Here is a 17,708-nt window from a genome sequence, read left to right on the forward strand (position 1 = left end):
TGTGTCCGGCTTAAACCGTGCCATGGGCGGGCAAGCCTGTCTCCTTTTCTCTCCCCGCGACCCTTCAGATTGCGTCTCGTTCACGCCGAAAACTGCTGCGCCCGGTGGGTATGACGGTTGACAGAAGAACGCGGAATTCCCGATCATGAGACGACTGAGGCTTTTCACGACACCGCACTGAACGCTTGGTTTTTGCCCCTGCAAGATCACGTCCCTTCGCCCTTAATCAACAGACAGGCATAATGAAAATGCGCCGTTTCCTTTCAGTTCCCTTCAGCGTGATCGCGGTGTGTCTTGCGACGGCCACAGCCGCATCGGAAATCGCCAACCCTGCTGCCACGTTCTGCGCCCTGCAAGGCGGCGCTTACGCCATCGTGCAGAACGCTGAAGGCCAGCGGGGTATCTGCACCCTCACAGACGGGCGCGAGGTCGATGCCTGGGAGTATTTTCGAGAGCAACACACCGCCACCTCTCAAAGCGATGCGGGGGGTGTTCTGGCTGACCGTATCTGGACGGGAGGCCCAATCCTGACGATGGTTGATGGCGCCATGCGGGCCGAAGCCCTGGCAGAAAAAGACGGTGTGATCATCGGGGTCGGCGATGCGAAAGATGTCATGGCCTTGCAAGGCCCGGGCACCAACGTCATCGACTTGGCTGGCCGCACGATGATCCCCGGATTTGTGGATGCCCATGGCCATGTCTTCATGATTGGCATTCAGGCGCTTTCGGCCAACCTGTTGCCCGCTCCCGATGGCACGGTCAACGACATCCCAACACTGCAACAAGTTCTACGCGATTTCGCCGCCGCCCAGCCAGAGCGCGTGGGGGCGGCGGGCTTGATCCTTGGTTTTGGGTATGACGATGCGCAACTTGCCGAACAGCGCCACCCGACACGAGACGAGCTTGACGCGGTCTCGACCGAAATCCCCGTCTATGCGGTGCACCAGTCCGGCCATCTGGGCGTCGCCAACTCAAAGGCGCTGGAACAAGCGGGCATCACGGCTGACACGCCGAACCCGGTGGGCGGTGTCATCCGCCGACGCCCGGCAAGCACAGAACCGAATGGCGTGCTCGAAGAAAATGCGGCGAATGTCGTGATCGGGCAATTGCTTGGCGGACTGGACGAGGTCGCCAACCGCGCGATTTTCCGGGCTGGCACCGAATTGATTGCCTCATTTGGCTACACAACCGCGCAAGAGGGGCGCTCTTTTCCAGTGACTGCCGACCTGATGCAAGCCGTTGCAACCGAAGAAGGGCTCGACATCGATGTGGTGACTTATCCGGACGTGCTGGTGGACCGCGACTATATCTTGGAAAATCAGTCGCGCGACTATACCGACCGCTTTCGCGTGGGCGGGGCAAAGCTGACCATAGATGGCTCGCCCCAAGGTTTTACCGCACTGCGCGACCGCCCGTATTACAAGCCGCCAGAAGGGGTTCGTTCCGACTACGCGGGGTATGCCTCCGCCACTAATGATCAGGTCTTTGACGCCGTGGACTGGGCGTTTGAAAACGATGTGCAAATCCTTGTGCATGCCAATGGCGAAGGGGCATCCGATATCCTGATCGGGGCAATTGATACAGCGACCCAAACCCACGGAGTGACAGACCGTCGCCCCGTTTTGATCCATGGGCAATTCCTGCGCGAAGATCAGGTTGACGCCTACAATCGGTTGGATGTCTTTCCATCGCTGTTTCCCATGCACACGTTTTATTGGGGCGACTGGCACCGTGACCGCACTGTCGGACCTGCGGCCGCTGACAACATTTCGCCCACGGGGTGGGTGCGCCAGCGCGGTATGATGTTCTCAAGCCACCACGATGCGCCGGTGGCGTTTCCCGATTCCATGCGCATATTGGATGCCACCGTGACCCGCCGCTCGCGGTCGGGCGACATTATTGGCCCGGCGCAGCGCGTTGATGTGCTGACCGCGTTGAAATCCCTCACGATCTGGCCTGCCTACCAACATTTTGAAGAAGACCAAAAAGGCTCACTCGCACCCGGAAAGCTGGCCGACTTGGTTATTCTGTCCAAAGACCCGACAGCGATAGACCCCGAGACACTCGACAGCATCAAAGTTCTGGAGACGATCAAGGAAGGCGACACGATCTATCGGGCGGGCATGCGCGACGGGCGATTGAATTATCAGCCGCGCGGCGATGGGCGCGATCCCTATGCCGGATTCTTGCGCGCCTTCGCGGCATCCCACGAAATGCAGACCAGCCGCAGGTCGTTCACGGCCCTGCCTGCGTCAGCCTACGCCAATGCACAGCATTCCGGTGCTTGCGTGGCGCGCACGCTGAGTGGCCTCATAACCGCGTCTCTCGTTGTGACAGACTCAGGCACAGACTAGCCCGAACAGTGTGACAAAGCACAAAATTGGCTGGGGTGGGTCGCGCCCCAGCCAGCCAAGCCGAAACCTGTGTGCAGTCGGCCGAACGGGCCGCAAATGCGGCTGTTCACTCGGTGTTGCAACGGGGTGGCCGTTTCCGTCGCCGCATTTGCGCTGCATTGGCCACGGTCCGATCTCTTGCAGCCCCCCGCGTCACCTTGCGGCTGGACATTGACGCCCTGTCTGGCACACCTTGGTACACACATTCAGACGCGGAGCCTTCGATGACACCCACGACCAAAGCCCCTTGGCACCATTGGCCCATCGCGGTCCTGACGCTGGCCTTTTATGCGCTGGCGGCGCTTGATTACTCGCTGAGCAAGCTCGGGGTGCAGGCCTATCTGGGGATGTTCCCGCCGGAAGTCGCGACACTTGTTGGCGGGCTGTCCGTGTGGGTCAGCGCGATCTGGGCGATTGGCGTCTGGGGCGGTTTGGCCGGGGCGTGGCTTTTGTGGAAGCGCAACCGCTGGTCCGTGCTTTTGCTGCTTGCTGGCGCGGCGTCGACCGTATTCCTCACCGTATGGATGAGCCTGTTCACCCGCCCTACGATTTTTGGCGCAGCAGGGTTTTCGGGGTTCTACCTGCTGGTCGGATCGGCAGCGATTGCTGTCTTGATCTATATCTATGCCCGTTGGGAACGTACCGAACTCAAACTGGGGTGAGCGGCTTCAATACGGTTTGAAGCGAAAATTCGGCATGTGGCGTTGGCGCGGCGCGCGCCCGCTGCGCCGTGGCGCTGGGGCAGAGGCCATTGTGCCATGCTCGCCGGCGCGGATCATTGTGGTATCCTCAAGCCCTAATTCGTCGACAAAGTACGCGTCCAAGGCCTGTGTGACCGCGGCCTCGGACACCGGAAACTGGGTTGCAATGCTGCGTATGGCGGCTGCGCGCGCGTCGGCGTAACTCCATTGGTTGCCGACCTGCGACGCCGCCAGTTCAATCGGGTCAAACACAGCATGGGCCAGCCCGTGATTGCGAGACTTGCCGCCGTTATTGTCTGCGCTCAGAATGATCACCGGCGCAGCCGCCGTGGTATAGCCGCGCACGTTGGGACACAGAAAGCCAGAAAGGTCGCCTTTGCCGCGCAGCCCCGAAGTGTAATAAAAACAGTGGTCGGGAATAATATGGTGCCCTGTCAGCGTGCCGTTATTGGCCAACACGCCCGTTGCCGCACCGTGTGATCCTTGATCGCCATAGGCGCAGATGTCGAATTCGGCCATACCATCGTCCTCTTTTGGTCGCGAACACTTGGCTCAGGCCGCGTTTGCCCAACCCTGACCTGCGCGCTCCGTTCGGTCAAGGACGGGGCACCCTGCCTTGTGCACAGCGCGCCTAGCGTTCGGGCATCAATCCACGCGGGCTGAACCGCAGCACCAGCAATAGCACCAGCCCCATGGTCAGCAGTCGCATCTGTGCCGCGCCGTCCAGCAAATGCCCCTTGAGCCAAGAGCCGTCTGGCATGGGGGCTGTGATCACGCCTAACAACCATTGACCCATCGGCTCGACCTGCACCCACAGGAACCAGATCAGCATCCCGCCCAGAACCGCGCCGAAATTGTTGCCCGACCCGCCGACGATCACCATCACCCAGATCAGGAACGTATAGCGCAGGGGCTGATAGCTGGATGGGGTCAACTGGCCGTCCAGCGTGGTCATCATCGCCCCTGCCAAACCGCACACGGCAGAGCCAAGCACGAAGACCTGCAAATGCCGGGCGGTGATGTTCTTGCCCATGGCATTGGCGGCGACCTCGTTGTCGCGGATCGCCCGCATCATCCGCCCCCAAGGGGACCGCAGCGCCAGTTGCGCCAGCACCAGCACGATGATCAGCACGACAGCAAACAGAACCCCGTAGGCCGCTTTCACATAAAGCGTCGAGGCCAGGACCGGGTCCAGACCCAACCCATCGGCCCGCGCCACGAACTCCGCACTTTCTTGCAGATCAATCTCGTTCGGAACCGGGCGAGGCAGACCGTTGACGTTTTTGACGCCGCGGCTCAGCCAATCTTCATTCTTCAAAACGGCGATGACGATCTCGGAAATGCCCAGCGTCGCAATCGCCAGATAATCCGCCCGCAGCCCCAAGGCCGTTTTGCCAATCACCCACGCCGCACCTGCGGCAAGCAGCCCGCCCACAGGCCATGCGACCAGCACCGGCAACCCCATACCGCCCAGATACCCGGTCACCGCAGGATTAACCGCTTCTATGGCGCCAACGGCAGGGGCCATCACGGCCCGGTAAATCAGAAATCCGCCAACCAGTATGCCGGTCATGGCCAGCGCCCTTGCCCTGCCACGGGGCATCCGCCGCCATGCTGTAATCGCGGCGAAAACCGTCGCGGCCCCAAACACCAATCCGGCCAAGGCGCGTCCGCCCCCAGCGGCCCAAGCCTCGCCCACGGGGGGCATCGACACGATCACAACCGCCAATCCGCCAAGCGCGACAAAGCCCATGACCCCCACGTTGAACAGTCCGGCCAGCCCCCATTGAAGGTTCACGCCCAAGGCCATCAAGGCCGACACCAACCCCATGTTCAGAATCAGCAGGGCAGAGTTCCAGCCCTGCACAACCCCGGTGCCCACAATCAAAAGCGCCACAAGCGCAAACAGTCCCGCCTCGCGCCGCGTCATGCCGAAGCCCCCTTATACAGTCCGGTTGGCTTGAATATCAGAACCACCACCAAGATCGCGAAACTCACCGCGAATTTGTAATCCGTGCCCAAAAGCTGCACCAACCCCGTCGGCTCAAGCCCTTCGGGCAGCAAATATCCAAGCACCCGCTTGAACGCATAGGTCACGCCGACCTCGGAAAAGGCGATGACAAACCCGCCGATGATCGCCCCCACCGGGCTGCCAAGCCCGCCGACGATCGCCGCCGCGAAAATCGGCAGCAAAAGCTGGAAATAGGTGAACGGCTTGAACGACTTGTCCAACCCGTAAAGCACACCGGCAATGGTCGCCAGCGCGGCCACAAGAACCCACGTGATCATCACCACCCGCTCGGGGTTGATGCCAGATAGCAACGCCAGATCTTCGTTGTCGGAATAAGCCCGCATGGATTTTCCCGTGCGCGTGCGCTCCAGAAACCAGAACAGGGCCGCGACCACGATGATTGCTGTGACAACCGTAATCCCCTGCGTCGTGCGGATCGCCAGCCCCTCGTCCAGACCTGTCATCGTCTTGAATGTACGGGCGCTGATGATGAACCGTTCGCCATCGGCAAAGCGTTGATCGTCCACGCCAATGATGAACCGGACCAACCCGTTCATCACGAACATCACCCCGACCGAGACGATCAGCAACATCACCGGCGCCACTTTCTTGGCCCTGTAGAACCGATATATAAGCCGGTCGGTGCCAAGCAAAAGCAAGGCCGTGACTGCGATCCCGACCGGCAGGGCAAGCAGGGCAGTGGGCAATGGGCCAAGGCTTATCCCGGCGTTTTGCAGGCCCCATGTGGTGAAAATCGTGGCCATGGTGCCAAAGGCCATCGTGTCGCCATGGGCCATGTTGGTGAACCGCAAAATTGCAAAGATCAGCGTGACGCCAAGCGCGCCAAGAGCCAGTTGCGCGCCATACGCGACGGCCGGCACGATCACGAAATTGGCCAACACCACCAAGGCGTTCAGGGCATCTATCATTCGTCTTCCTCACAGATCCCGGTATAACTGATCATGGCAGGGCCATCGGTCAGATGCAGAGTGTAACGGGCGGTTTCATCGGGTCCGATGGTCAGCAATTGCATGCTGGACTGGCTGCGTGCCACGACCACGCGCGAACCGCTCTGCGCGGTGCCAATCCGGCCGCGAATATCATCCACCGGGCCGCCAAGTCGCACATGACCGTCTTCTTCGCTGTCACGCACGTCCAGAACAAAGTCTGCTTCATCGCATTCCTCTGCTTCATAGCATTCCACAGTGAAATGGCAGGTCATATCCAAGGCGGCGGCCGTGTGCGGCAGCAGCAAGGCAAAAAGGCAAAACGCGATTATCCGGGGCGTCATCACCGGCGCTCCGCGACGGCGGTGCAGGTGCCATTACGGCTGACCATTTCTGTGGCTGTGCCCGGCTCTGACACGATAAGCACGGCCAAACCCTCGCTTGGCCCGGAAATTGCAAAATCCAGAATGGTAACGCGCTGGTTGTGATCTTCGTCCGGGTCCGTGCGCAAACTGAGCCACACACCTTCCTGCCGGATCAGGGCCAACTGCGGGTCTTCGCCGCCAAGGTGCAGCATGGCCAGTTCGGGATGCCCGTTCAGCGGGTCGGCGCGCGCAGTCAATACACTGTCAAAGGCCGAGCGGCCATCAATGCTTGCGCTGTCAAAGGTGCACTCCAAGCCGTCCACGGGAAACATGGCGACAAGCACGGGGATAATCGTGGGAAGGGCAGTCATGGCTCAGCCTCCCAGAAAACTGCGGCGCACATCGGGGTTCGCCAGCAATGCTTGCCCCGTGTCGGTGTACCGGTTCGCGCCCTGCACCAGAACGTATCCGGTATCGGCGATCTCAAGAGCCTGCCGCGCGTTCTGTTCCACCATCAGAATGGAAATGCCGGTGCGGGCAACTTCAATGATCCTGTCGAACAATTCATCCATCACAATGGGGCTGACCCCGGCGGTCGGCTCGTCCAGCATCAAAAGGCGGGGCTTGGTCATCAGGGCGCGGCCCACGGCGACTTGCTGGCGTTGCCCCCCCGACAACTCGCCTGCCGATTGGTGCCGCTTGTCGCGCAGGATCGGAAACAGGTCATACACCTGATCAATGGTCCCGCTGATATCATCGCGGCGCAGATAGCCGCCCATTTCAAGGTTCTCTTGCACGGTCATCGACGGAAAGATGTTTCGGACCTGCGGCACGAACCCCATTCCCCGCGCCACCCGTTCTTGCGGGCTCAGTCGGGTTATGTCGTCGCCATCCAGCAACACGGCCCCGGACCGCAACGGCAGCATCCCAAAGACCGCTTTCATGGCAGTGGATTTGCCTGCGCCGTTCGGGCCGACGATTACGGCGATTTCACCGGTCGCAACGGTCATGGTCAGATCGTGCAGAATATCCGCCGCGCCGTATCCGCCAGTCATGCCGCGCGCTTCCAAAAATGGCGCGCCCGTCATCGGGCTGCTCCGCAAAGCGGCATATGAGAGTCATACAAAAAACCTACAGGATTCTTACAGTGCGGACAGGCGCTCATGACACCGTCTCCAGCTTGGCTTTGTTCTTCAGGCCGGTGCCCAGATATGCCTCTATCACAGCGTCGTTTGATTTGATTTCCCCAATCGTGCCCTCGGCCAAAACCTTACCTTCGGCCATGCAGATCACGGGATCACACAGGCGGCCGATGAAATCCATGTCATGTTCGATCATGCAAAAAGTATAGCCTCTTTCGGTGTTTAGCCGCTGGATTGCGTCGCCGATCGTGTTCAGAAGCGTGCGGTTAACGCCCGCGCCGACCTCGTCCAGGAAGACGATCTTTGCCTCCACCATCATGGTGCGGCCCAGCTCAAGCAGCTTCTTTTGCCCGCCGGAAAGGTTGCCGGCCTTCTCATCGGCCAGATGGTCGATGGTGAGAAACTCGAGAACCTCGTCAGCCTTCTTGGCCAGCGCCCGTTCTTCGCGTGTTATCAATGCCCTACGGAACCACGCGTTCCACAACGCCTCGCCCGATTGGTGGCCGGGAACGACCATCAGGTTTTCGCGCACGGTCATGCTGCTGAACTCGTGGGCGATCTGAAAGGTTCGAAGCAATCCCTTGTGGAACAACTCATGCGGCGGCAGGCCGGTGATGTCTTCGCCCGCCATGGTCACCCGTCCGGATGTAGGGGGCAGAACGCCAGCTATGACGTTGAAAAGCGTTGTTTTTCCGGCACCATTAGGCCCGATTAAACCGGTGATCGTGCCTTCGCCGATCTCAAGCGATGCGCCATCAACAGCGTGAAAACCGCCGAAATGCTTGTGCAGATTTTCTACCGCAATCATTGTTGCTCCGACTTGTTAAACCGTCAAAAAACAGGGGCATGGCGCATGAAGCACACCATACCCCCATCCCGCAGGATCAGCGGAAGCCGACCGTTTTCAGTTCGCCGCCGTCGATCTCGACTTCCTGATAAACGCCCGAGGCCTCGCCGGGTTCGATCAGCTCGACCGCGCTGGCGCCGACATAGTCAATATCGCCGCCTGCCGCGAGGATCTCCAGAGCTTGGGAGAGATTGCCGGGCAAGATCTTTTCACCAGGAGCGTTGGCGACGGCCATGATATGTTCTTTGAGGTCATTGGAGTTGCTGGACCCGGCCGCCTGCATCGCCAGCAGGATCAGGGCGGCTGCGTCATAGGCTTCCTTGGAATAAACGGATTCGCCATTCACTCCGGCTGCGGCGGCCATTTCTTCGTACATCGCAGCGCCATCGCTGTTGGAGCCGGGGTTCTGCCCGAATGAGCCGTCAATGTCGGACCCGAAATTTTCGGTCAACGCGGCGCCGACCATGCCGTCAGGGAAGACAAACATATCGAATGCGCCGGTATCCAACGCAGCCTGCACCATGCCGGATCCGCCTTCGTCTACATAGCCCGCAACGACGAGTGCGTCGCCGCCTGCCGCAGCCAATGCGCCGATTTCGGCGGAGTAGTCGGCTTTGCCGTCTTCATGAGGGCTAGACAGTGTGACGGTCCCACCGGCTGCGTCAAATGCAGCTTGGAAGCTGTCGGCAAGACCCTTGCCATAGTCGTTGTTGGTATAAGTTACAGCCACGGAGGAAAGGCCGCGCTCCATGATGATGTCTGCCATGACCACCCCCTGCCGCGCGTCGGATGGCGCGGTGCGGAAGAACAGCCCGTTGTCTTCAACGGTGGACAGGCCCGGGGATGTTGCCGATGGCGAAATCATCACAATGCCGTTCGGCACAGCCACGTTAGACAAGATCGCGCCGGTCGCGCCCGAGCACATCGCGCCCATGATCGCCGAAACCCCTTCAGACGTCACAAGCCGTTCGGCTGTTGCGGTGGCAGCAGCGGCATCGACACAGGTGCTGTCGCCGCGCACCGCGCTGACAGTCGAGCCACCGAGTAGAAGCCCGCTGCCCGATACTTCGGCAATCGCCAATTCCGCGCCGTCGGCCATCGGGCCTGCCAGCGTTTCAAGTGGACCCGTAAAGCCCAGGACGACACCAAGCTTGATGTCTTCGGCTTGCGCGAAGCTTGCCCCGCAAAGCAGTGCAGCCGTGGCAGTGGCAGTTGCAAAGGTTTTCATGAGTTCTTCCCCGTGTTGGACCTGTTGATGGTTTGTTACACATAAGCAACGCTAGTGCGGCCTGAGGTGAATGAAAAGCGGCCTCGCACGCGAAAAACACGGTTTCGTTCATCGCCAAGCGGGAATTTCGATCTAATCGTTACACGAACGGTTAAAGTCGAAAGGATGATCAATGAGACAGCTTTGGCAGATCACGGCAGCGGCTCTGGTGGCAGTTTGGGCGTCATCTGGAACACAAGCCCAGAGTTTGGACAGCGACGCTGGCTCATTGCGTATACAACAAATGGTTGGCGGATTGTCTGAACCTTGGTCCTTGGGCTTTTTGCCGGGCGGCGGGCTGATCATCACGGAACGCGGCGGACGGTTGTTGGTTGTCGAGGGGGGCGCATCGCGGTCCATCGCTGGCGTGCCGAAGGTGGCAGCATCAGGGCAGGGCGGATTGCTTGATGTCTTGGTTCCAAACGACTTCGCTCAGACACGCGAGATATATCTGAGTTTCGCCAAACCCCAAAGTGGCGGTGGCGCTGGAACGGCTGTGGCGCGCGCCGTGCTATCGCAGAGCGCAACTCGCCTGGAGGACGTGCGCACGATATTTGAAATGACCCCCGGGGCGTCGGGTGGGCGGCATTTTGGGTCGCGTCTGGTCGAAGGGCGTGACGGGATGATCTACGTCACCATCGGCGAACGGGGTGATCGGCCCGCCGCGCAGGACCTGTCCCGCCACGAAGGCAGCGTGGTGCGCATCGCCCGAGATGGCAGTGTACCGGCGGACAATCCATTTGTCGGGCACTCAGGGGCGCAGCCTGAGATCTGGAGTATTGGCCACCGCAATCCGCAAGGGGCAGCACTTGACGCAAATGGTCGGCTTTGGGTGGCGGAGCATGGGGCCCGCGGCGGCGACGAAGTGAACCTTGTGAAGAAGGGGCAGAACTATGGTTGGCCGGTCATTTCATACGGTCGGCATTATTCCGGCGCGCGGATCGGCAAAGGCACGGCGCAAGCGGGAATGCAACAACCGGCGCACTATTGGGACCCGTCTATCGCGCCTTCGGGCATGGCGATTTATTCAGGCAAACTTTGGCCGGAATGGCGCGGGGACTTTTTCGTCGGAAGTCTCAAGTTCAGCCTGATCAGCCGGATCGACGGCGACACGATGGCCGAAGCGGAACAGATCGAAGGCCCGCAAACCGCACGGGTCCGCGACGTGCGCGAAGGGCCGGACGGCGCGATCTGGTTCATTTCGGAAAACAACGGGGCGGTATACCGGATGACACCGGGCTGATGCGGTCCCCGCACAGGGCACGGGGCGGGTTTTCCGGACTTCACTGTTGATTGATGATTAACCAAAGGTAACCAACGTCATCTTTGGTGGGAGTTTTCAGATGTTCAAACGTACCCTTGTTGCCGCTCTACTGCTCGGATCGCCCCTGATGGCGGCGACGGAAGATTTCGAAACCTTTACGACGCAGAATTTTCCGATGCCCGCTGGCCTGAGCACCGGGGGGTTCCTTTTCACGTCAATTTCCGCCGGGTCGAACCCGAACGTGCGCATCTTCGATAGCGCGACACTGTCGTCCTATGTTCTTTCCTGTGACTTCTCAGTCGGCGGCAACGCGTGCGAGCAGACGTTGCACATCTTGTTCCCTGCCGCGACCAACAGCTTCAGCCTGGATATACTTGCGTTCGACACTCTGGGCAGCACGGCGACCTTCGAATTTGACACGCCGGGGGGGGTGGACATCCGCACCTATACACGGGTCGGCACCGAAACCATCGCCAGCGCAAGCTTCGTCGGTCTTGGCGGCGCAACGAGCGTGTCGATCTTTTCGAACGATCTGGCGGGGCTGGGGTATGACAACATCTCTACCGATCCGGCGACGCCTCAAGTGCCGCTGCCCGCGCCGCTGGCTCTTTTGGCGGGTGGGATTGGTGCACTCGGTCTGACCCGCCGCCGTCGCGGCTAACGCGACTGCCGGTCTGCGGCCATGGCGCCACGCTCGCGATAGGGCGTGGTGTCGTACTGCGCGCGATAGCATTTCGAGAAATGCGAGGGCGAAGTGAAGCCGCAGGCCAGCGCGACATTGATCACGCTCATGTCGGTTTGCATCAACAGATTGCGGGCTTTGGACAGGCGCAGTTCCATGTAATATCGCTTGGGTGAACGGCTCAGGTAACGGCGGAACAAACGTTCAAGTTGCCGGGTGGACAGGCCGACGTCGCGGGCAAGAATCGCGGGGCTGATCGGTTCTTCGATATTTGATTCCATCTGCTTGATCACGGTCGCTAGCTTTGGATGGCGCACGCCGATGCGCGTTGGGATCGACAATCGCTGCACATCCTGGTCGGTTCGGATGGACGAATAGATCAATTGGTCCGCCACGGCGGATGCCACATCTTCGCCAGCTTGCCGGGCGATCAGCTTAAGCATCAGATCGATTGAGGCCGTCCCACCTGCGGTTGTGAACCTCGGGCCGTCCATCGTGAAGACGGACTTTGTGAGCATGACATCTTCAAACTGTTCTGCAAAACTGTCTTGATTTTCCCAGTGGATCGTCGCGCGCTTGCCGTCCAACAGACCGGCTTCGGCCAGCACATAGGCGCCTGTACACAAGCCACCGATCGGGCAGCCACGCCGCGCTTCGCGTCTGAGCCAGTTCAGCAGGCGCTTGGTCGTCGCATCGTGCACATCCAGTCCGCCACAAACGATAATATGGTCGTCGCGCGCCAACTCGATCAGATCACCATTCAACCTGATTGAAGTGCCAGACGAACTTACCGCCTCTTCGCCACTGTCACCGATAATCGTCCATTCATAGATCGCGCGGTCTGACATGCGATTTGCCACTCGAAGGGCTTCGACCGCAGCCGAGAACGCGAGCAGACTGAACCGCGGGAGCAGCACAAACACGAACCGGATCGGTCTTGGCTGCGGGGTGCTGACGGGCTTCATATGATCACCATGGCGAGTTGTACTGCTCGTTGCGGTTCAAGGTCTGGTATGCAGGCCTGCGCCGGTCAGAGCGGTCCAAAACCCGTAGCCCACGGATCGAGCCGGGGGAAGGGGCGGCTTGCAGATTGATGAAATTCACAAAATGCCCACGAAAGCAGCAGCGCGGGCTGTTAGCGCGACCGCTTTGACTTGACAGGGCAGCCCTAGGTGAGCAATCAACCCCAACTCCCCACGCGGGACAATGATCGGAGGATATTATGGCATCGACTTGGAATAAATCGGACTGGCGCAGCAAACCCCGGATCCAGATGCCCGACTATACCGACCCCGCTGCCTTGGCTCAGGTTGAAGCACGTCTGTCATCGTTCCCTCCGCTTGTGTTCGCAGGCGAGGTTCGCACATTGAAGGACGAGCTTGCGAAAGTTGCACGTGGTGAAGCGTTCTTGTTGCAGGGCGGCGATTGTGCCGAAAGCTTTCAGCAGTTCAGCGCCGATTCCATTCGCGACACGTTCAAAGTCATGCTGCAGATGGCGATGGTTCTGACCTATGCCGCCAAGGTGCCTGTGGTAAAAGTCGGGCGCATGGCCGGGCAATTTGCAAAGCCGCGTTCCGCACCCACAGAGACGTCGAACGGAGTTGAGCTTCCGTCCTATCGCGGCGACATCATCAACGACATCGGTTTCACCGCTGAATCCCGCATTCCTGATCCAGAGCGGATGCTGCAGGCTTACACGCAGGCGGCGGCCACACTGAACCTGTTGCGGGCGTTTTCGTCTGGCGGCTATGCCGATATGCACAAGGTACACGCTTGGACGCTCGGATTCACCGAGCATGAAAAAGCCGATCGTTACCGTGAAATGGCGAACCGGATCGCCGATGCGCTGGACTTCATGAAGGCGGCAGGCGTGGACCCACGTAGCGCGCACACGCTGCAAGAGGTGGATTTTTACACCAGCCATGAAGGCCTGTTGCTTGAGTATGAAGAGGCGCTTTGCAGGATCGACAGCACGTCGGGCAAGCCTGTTGCTGGCTCCGGTCACCTGATCTGGATCGGAGATCGTACCCGCCAGCCTGATGGCGCACATGTGGAATTCTGCCGTGGTGTCCAGAATCCCATTGGCCTGAAGTGCGGACCAACCACTACAGCGGACGACCTCAAAGTTCTTATGGAAAAGCTGAACCCAACGAACGAAGCAGGGCGTCTTACCTTGATCGCGCGCTTTGGCGCCGGGTCAGTTGGCGAGCATCTGCCGCGTCTTGTCAAAGCAGTTGGCGAAGAAGGGGCGAATGTGGTCTGGAGCTGTGACCCCATGCACGGCAACACGATCAAGTCAGCAACCGGGTACAAAACGCGCCCGTTCGACAGCGTGCTACGGGAAGTTCGGGAGTTCTTTGCAATCCACAAGGCCGAGGGAACCCATCCCGGCGGTGTGCATTTCGAAATGACCGGCGCGGATGTAACTGAATGCACCGGCGGTGTGCGTGATGTGACCGAAGATGATCTGTCATCGCGGTACCATACCGCTTGTGACCCACGTTTGAATGCCAGCCAGTCGCTTGAGCTTGCGTTCCTTGTGGCAGAAGAGCTGACCTCTGCGCGGGAAAACATGGCGGTCAACGCGAACTGAGCTTGGCGTGTCGGAAAAAAAAGGGCCCGTACCGAAAAAGCGGTGCGGGCCTTTTTTGTGAACTCGTTCTGTAAACGGCGCATTATACCCAAGCGTTCCAATTGATGCTTGAAAGCGCGTCCGCAACCGCGTTCAGGTGTTGTCGTGAACCAGACGCAAATAAGCAGGTCGCTTGGCGACATTTGGATCCACGTCTTCGTTCGACGGTGCCACTTGGTATTCTTTGGCCTCTTCCTGCAAGGCGGCCTGTGCTGGCGCAATCACCTCATCAGGTGCTTTGTACACGTTGGATGATCGCGTGCCGCGTGAAACGCCGCTCAATGGAGTAATCTCGGCTCCGGAAATGTTAAACCGAAGTGGCGATTTTCCGCCGATACGGCCGTCAGAGACAAGGCAACCGATTGCGCGGCTGATATCCCCAAGGTCGCTGCGCAACGGCAACAACAGCATTTCACCGCTGGTTTTGCCCCGTCCCGCTGCATGTTCGCCAGTCAAACGCAGAAGAACCTTGGCCGGTTCTTCGAATAAATGCTCAAGCGTGTCGGTGAGTTTGGTCCGGCTGTCGCCTGTGAATAAGGATGTCACGGGCATACCGCGCACTTCCATTCCCATCAGGTCATTTAAATGCATGCCAGCCAAACGAAAACGCGCAACGCTTGGCGCAATGCGTTCCAGAATGAACGCGTTTTCAAGTGCTTGATCAATTCCGCGCGGATCAATCTCAGATCTGAGCGGAACGTTGCGGTTGCCACGCAAAGCTTCCCAATAGGCTTCAACTTGCGCAATTGCCGGATGCTTCATGTCAAGTGCACGCATTGGTAACCCTACAACCTTATTTGACCCGCATCCCGTTTCCCCGGTTTGCATCCTTTTCGTCCCCACACTTCTGTCGATAAGGCGATGTTGCGCACTGTATCAATCACTAAAAAATGGCTGAGGACATCAAACCCGAATACCTTCAGCTTACCTGAAAAAACTTTTGTCACAAGTTTCCGTCAAAGTGTTGTGAATTATATGCCGATGGTTAATTCAATTTAGACGTTTAGCACCACTTAGGCGTGTGTTCCCGGTGATTGGCCCGGGTTGACCGCACCCCCGTAAAACGGGCAACTGCGCGTGTATCGAAACTGACCACAGGATGCGTTATGGCCCACCGCCGCGGTTTGCTGATCATGCTTTCTTCCCCATCGGGTGCTGGGAAATCCACACTCGCTAATCGTTTGCGACAGTGGGATCCATCGATCCAGTTCTCTGTTTCTGCCACAACACGTGCCGCACGCAGCGGAGAGACCAATGGTGTGGAATATTACTTCCATTCTCGTGAGGAATTCACGGCGATGATCAATGAAGGTGCCTTTTTGGAGCATGCCGAAGTGTTCGGTAATTTCTATGGCTCACCGAAAGGGCCGGTTCTTGCCGCACTGGACGAGGGCGAAGACGTTTTGTTCGATATCGACTGGCAGGGCGGCCAGCAGGTGCGCAATTCGCTTCGGGCTGAAGACGTTGTGTCAGTCTTCGTGCTTCCACCGTCAATTGCTGAGCTTGAAAAGCGCCTCACCGGGCGCGGCCAAGACACGCCGGAGATTATCAAGGGTCGGATGCAGCGGTCTCGTGACGAGATCAGCCATTGGGCCGAGTATGACTATGTACTGGTGAATAACGACATTGACAGAGCCGAGGCTGAATTGCGGGCTATCGTAACGGCAGAGCGCCTGAAACGCAGCCGCCAGCCGGGCCTTATTGACCGTGTGCGAGCGTTGAACGTTGAATTTGAGGAGCGGACATGACGCTTTATAGCTTGGACGGCCAGAGCCCCGTCTTGCCAGAAGATGGCGATTTCTGGGTCGCACCGGATGCCAATGTTATCGGGCAGATCGTGTTGCACACCGGGGCGTCGGTTTGGTTTGGATCTACCTTGCGCGGTGACAACGAACCGATCATCGTCGGGGCAGGCAGCAACATTCAGGAAAACTGCGTGCTGCATACGGACATGGGCGCACCCCTGACAATCGGCGAGAATTGCACGATCGGCCACAAGGCGATGCTGCATGGCTGCAAGATTGGCGCAGGAAGCCTGATCGGGATGGGCGCAACGGTCCTGAATGGGGCTGTGATTGGCAAGGGGTGCTTGATCGGGGCAGGTGCATTGGTGACCGAGGGAAAAGTCATCCCTGACGGGGCTTTGGTCATGGGGGCACCGGGCAAAGTCGTGCGTCAACTGGACGATGATGCGCAAGCCGCCTTGTTGGAGTCGGCTGCGCGCTATCGTGACAACATGCGCCGGTTTCGGGATGGACTGACAGTGATGGAGATGCCGCAATGAGCGATCCAAAAACAACACTCGTGCGGCGCACTCCATGGCCGCAAAGTGTGACGGCTCCGATTGGAACGCCGCTTCAGCCATCGGTGGCGTATACGGCGCAAGACGCGGATGCGCTGGATGCGCTCTATACTCGCCAGACGACCGGCTTCAGTTACGCCCGCGAGGGTCACCCAAACGCATCGGTTCTGGCGGCAAAGATCGACGCTATGGAAGGCGTGCAGGGCGGTATTTTGGTTGGCTCTGGCATGGCGGCCATTACGGCTGTGATGTTCGGCTTGCTGAAGACCGGGGACAGGGTGCTTGGCGGCTCGCAGCTTTACGGTCGCTCACTTCGTTTGATGCGTGAAGAGTTGCCGCGCATGGGGGTCGAAACGGCCTTGGCTGATCCCACAGATCCCGCAGCGTTCACTGCGGCCATCACGCCGGGCACACGGCTTGTTCTTGTGGAAGTCGTGTCGAACCCAACGCTTCGGGTGGCGGACATTCACGCAATCGCCAAGGCCACCAAGGCCGCGGGTGCGTTGCTGGTTGTAGACAACACCTTTACCACACCGGCTGCGATCCGGGGAATTGATGTGGGGGCGGACATTGTGCTGCATTCCGTGACCAAACTTCTGGCTGGCCATTCCGATGTGACGCTTGGCTATGTTCAGGCGTCCGATCCGGCACATCAAAAAGCTATCTACGACACTGCGACCACCTTCGGTCTGACGCCAAGCCCGTTTGATTGCTGGTTGGCCGAGCGAGGGCTGTTCACCTTTGATCTGAGGTTTGAACGGGCAAGTTCCAACGCCGTAGCGCTGGCGGATGCGCTGGCGGACATGGGGCCAGTTGCCCGCGTTCTGTATCCTGGCCGTGCGGATCACCCCGACCATGCCCGCGCGGCCGAACTGCTGCAGGGGCGCTTTGGCAATATGGTGACCTTTGAGGTTGATGGTGGCCGCGAGGCGGCGAACAGATTGATCCGCGCGGCAGAGGATCTGCCCTTCGCGCCAACGCTGGGCGATGTGGCCACGACCCTCTCGCACCCGGCGTCCAGTTCTCACCGCGCCCTGAGCGTGACAGAGCGCGCTGCAATTGGCATCACCGAAGGCACGTTCCGCGTCTCGGTCGGCATTGAACCGCAAGAATTTCTGCTCTCGGCGTTTGGGCGCGCTGTTGGGGCTGTTTGAG

At 59.4% G+C, this 17,708-nt stretch carries 18 protein-coding genes; 8 read left to right on the plus strand and 10 right to left on the minus strand.

Going from position 1 to position 17,708, the window contains the following annotated elements:
* Window positions 1-248: 248 nt before the first annotated feature.
* Window positions 249-2,354: an amidohydrolase family protein gene (locus tag E2L05_RS10105; protein ID WP_243721937.1), complete on the plus strand. Its 2,106-nt coding sequence runs from the start codon at window positions 249-251 to the stop codon at window positions 2,352-2,354.
* Window positions 2,355-2,617: 263 nt separating this feature from the next.
* Entirely contained in the window at window positions 2,618-3,055 is a 438-nt protein-coding gene (locus tag E2L05_RS10110; protein WP_133342788.1) for a hypothetical protein, read from the plus strand.
* 6 nt (window positions 3,056-3,061) lie between these two features.
* On the opposite strand, the gene E2L05_RS10115 is transcribed toward E2L05_RS10110, so the two are convergent.
* The 8 genes from E2L05_RS10115 to E2L05_RS10150 all read right to left on the minus strand — a co-directional run bounded on the left by E2L05_RS10115 (window position 3,062) and on the right by E2L05_RS10150 (window position 9,634).
* On the minus strand, window positions 3,062-3,613 hold the full coding sequence (locus tag E2L05_RS10115; RefSeq protein ID WP_133342789.1) for a hypothetical protein: 552 nt from the start codon (window positions 3,611-3,613) through the stop codon (window positions 3,062-3,064).
* A gap of 112 nt (window positions 3,614-3,725) precedes the next feature.
* Entirely contained in the window at window positions 3,726-5,024 is a 1,299-nt protein-coding gene (locus E2L05_RS10120; RefSeq protein ID WP_133342790.1) for a branched-chain amino acid ABC transporter permease, read from the minus strand.
* Window positions 5,021-6,031 carry a branched-chain amino acid ABC transporter permease gene (locus E2L05_RS10125; RefSeq protein ID WP_133342813.1) on the minus strand — a complete coding sequence of 337 codons (1,011 nt, stop codon included), beginning with the start codon at window positions 6,029-6,031 and terminating at the stop codon, window positions 5,021-5,023. The genes E2L05_RS10120 and E2L05_RS10125 overlap by 4 nt, the downstream gene beginning before the upstream one ends.
* Window positions 6,031-6,396, minus strand: a complete 366-nt coding sequence (locus E2L05_RS10130; RefSeq protein WP_133342791.1) for a hypothetical protein — start codon at window positions 6,394-6,396, stop codon at window positions 6,031-6,033. The genes E2L05_RS10125 and E2L05_RS10130 overlap by 1 nt, the downstream gene beginning before the upstream one ends.
* Window positions 6,396-6,788, minus strand: a complete 393-nt coding sequence (locus tag E2L05_RS10135; protein WP_133342792.1) for a hypothetical protein — start codon at window positions 6,786-6,788, stop codon at window positions 6,396-6,398. Before E2L05_RS10135 ends, E2L05_RS10130 begins: the two co-directional genes overlap by 1 nt.
* A 3-nt stretch (window positions 6,789-6,791) precedes the next feature.
* A complete protein-coding gene (locus E2L05_RS10140; protein ID WP_133342793.1) occupies window positions 6,792-7,505 on the minus strand; it encodes an ABC transporter ATP-binding protein in 714 nt (237 codons plus the stop codon).
* A gap of 73 nt (window positions 7,506-7,578) precedes the next feature.
* Window positions 7,579-8,367, minus strand: coding sequence for an ABC transporter ATP-binding protein (locus E2L05_RS10145; protein WP_133342794.1), 789 nt, complete (start codon window positions 8,365-8,367; stop codon window positions 7,579-7,581).
* Window positions 8,368-8,443: 76 nt separating this feature from the next.
* The gene (locus E2L05_RS10150; protein ID WP_133342795.1) at window positions 8,444-9,634 is read right to left on the minus strand and encodes an ABC transporter substrate-binding protein; all 1,191 of its coding nucleotides are present in this window, start codon (window positions 9,632-9,634) and stop codon (window positions 8,444-8,446) included.
* Window positions 9,635-9,806: 172 nt separating this feature from the next.
* Between E2L05_RS10150 and E2L05_RS10155 the strand changes: the two genes are divergently transcribed.
* Both E2L05_RS10155 and E2L05_RS10160 read left to right on the plus strand, forming a co-directional pair.
* On the plus strand, window positions 9,807-10,916 hold the full coding sequence (locus tag E2L05_RS10155; RefSeq protein WP_133342796.1) for a PQQ-dependent sugar dehydrogenase: 1,110 nt from the start codon (window positions 9,807-9,809) through the stop codon (window positions 10,914-10,916).
* 100 nt (window positions 10,917-11,016) lie between these two features.
* The gene (locus E2L05_RS10160) at window positions 11,017-11,598 is read left to right on the plus strand and encodes a hypothetical protein (protein WP_133342797.1); all 582 of its coding nucleotides are present in this window, start codon (window positions 11,017-11,019) and stop codon (window positions 11,596-11,598) included.
* Here E2L05_RS10160 and E2L05_RS10165 read toward each other — a convergent pair.
* Entirely contained in the window at window positions 11,595-12,584 is a 990-nt protein-coding gene (locus E2L05_RS10165; RefSeq protein ID WP_133342798.1) for a GlxA family transcriptional regulator, read from the minus strand. The genes E2L05_RS10160 and E2L05_RS10165 overlap by 4 nt on opposite strands.
* 257 nt (window positions 12,585-12,841) lie before the next feature.
* Here E2L05_RS10165 and E2L05_RS10170 point away from each other — a divergent pair, with 257 nt between their 5' ends.
* Window positions 12,842-14,212, plus strand: a complete 1,371-nt coding sequence (locus E2L05_RS10170) for a class II 3-deoxy-7-phosphoheptulonate synthase (protein ID WP_133342799.1) — start codon at window positions 12,842-12,844, stop codon at window positions 14,210-14,212.
* A gap of 132 nt (window positions 14,213-14,344) precedes the next feature.
* On the opposite strand, the gene E2L05_RS10175 is transcribed toward E2L05_RS10170, so the two are convergent.
* Entirely contained in the window at window positions 14,345-15,028 is a 684-nt protein-coding gene (locus tag E2L05_RS10175; protein WP_165971731.1) for a PAS domain-containing protein, read from the minus strand.
* Between the two features lie 329 nt (window positions 15,029-15,357).
* Between E2L05_RS10175 and gmk the strand changes: the two genes are divergently transcribed.
* From gmk to E2L05_RS10190, 3 genes are read left to right on the plus strand one after another with little or no spacing between them, the layout of a single operon-like run.
* Window positions 15,358-15,999 carry a guanylate kinase gene (gmk, locus tag E2L05_RS10180; protein ID WP_133342801.1) on the plus strand — a complete coding sequence of 214 codons (642 nt, stop codon included), beginning with the start codon at window positions 15,358-15,360 and terminating at the stop codon, window positions 15,997-15,999.
* Complete coding sequence (locus tag E2L05_RS10185; RefSeq protein ID WP_133342802.1) at window positions 15,996-16,535, plus strand: gamma carbonic anhydrase family protein; 540 nt, start codon at window positions 15,996-15,998, stop codon at window positions 16,533-16,535. The genes gmk and E2L05_RS10185 overlap by 4 nt, the downstream gene beginning before the upstream one ends.
* On the plus strand, window positions 16,532-17,707 hold the full coding sequence (locus E2L05_RS10190; RefSeq protein ID WP_133342803.1) for a trans-sulfuration enzyme family protein: 1,176 nt from the start codon (window positions 16,532-16,534) through the stop codon (window positions 17,705-17,707). The genes E2L05_RS10185 and E2L05_RS10190 overlap by 4 nt, the downstream gene beginning before the upstream one ends.
* Window position 17,708: the final 1 nt, after the last annotated feature.

This window comes from Meridianimarinicoccus aquatilis (assembly GCF_004358675.1).
In the GTDB taxonomy this organism is placed as follows: Bacteria; Pseudomonadota; Alphaproteobacteria; order Rhodobacterales; family Rhodobacteraceae; genus Meridianimarinicoccus; species Meridianimarinicoccus aquatilis.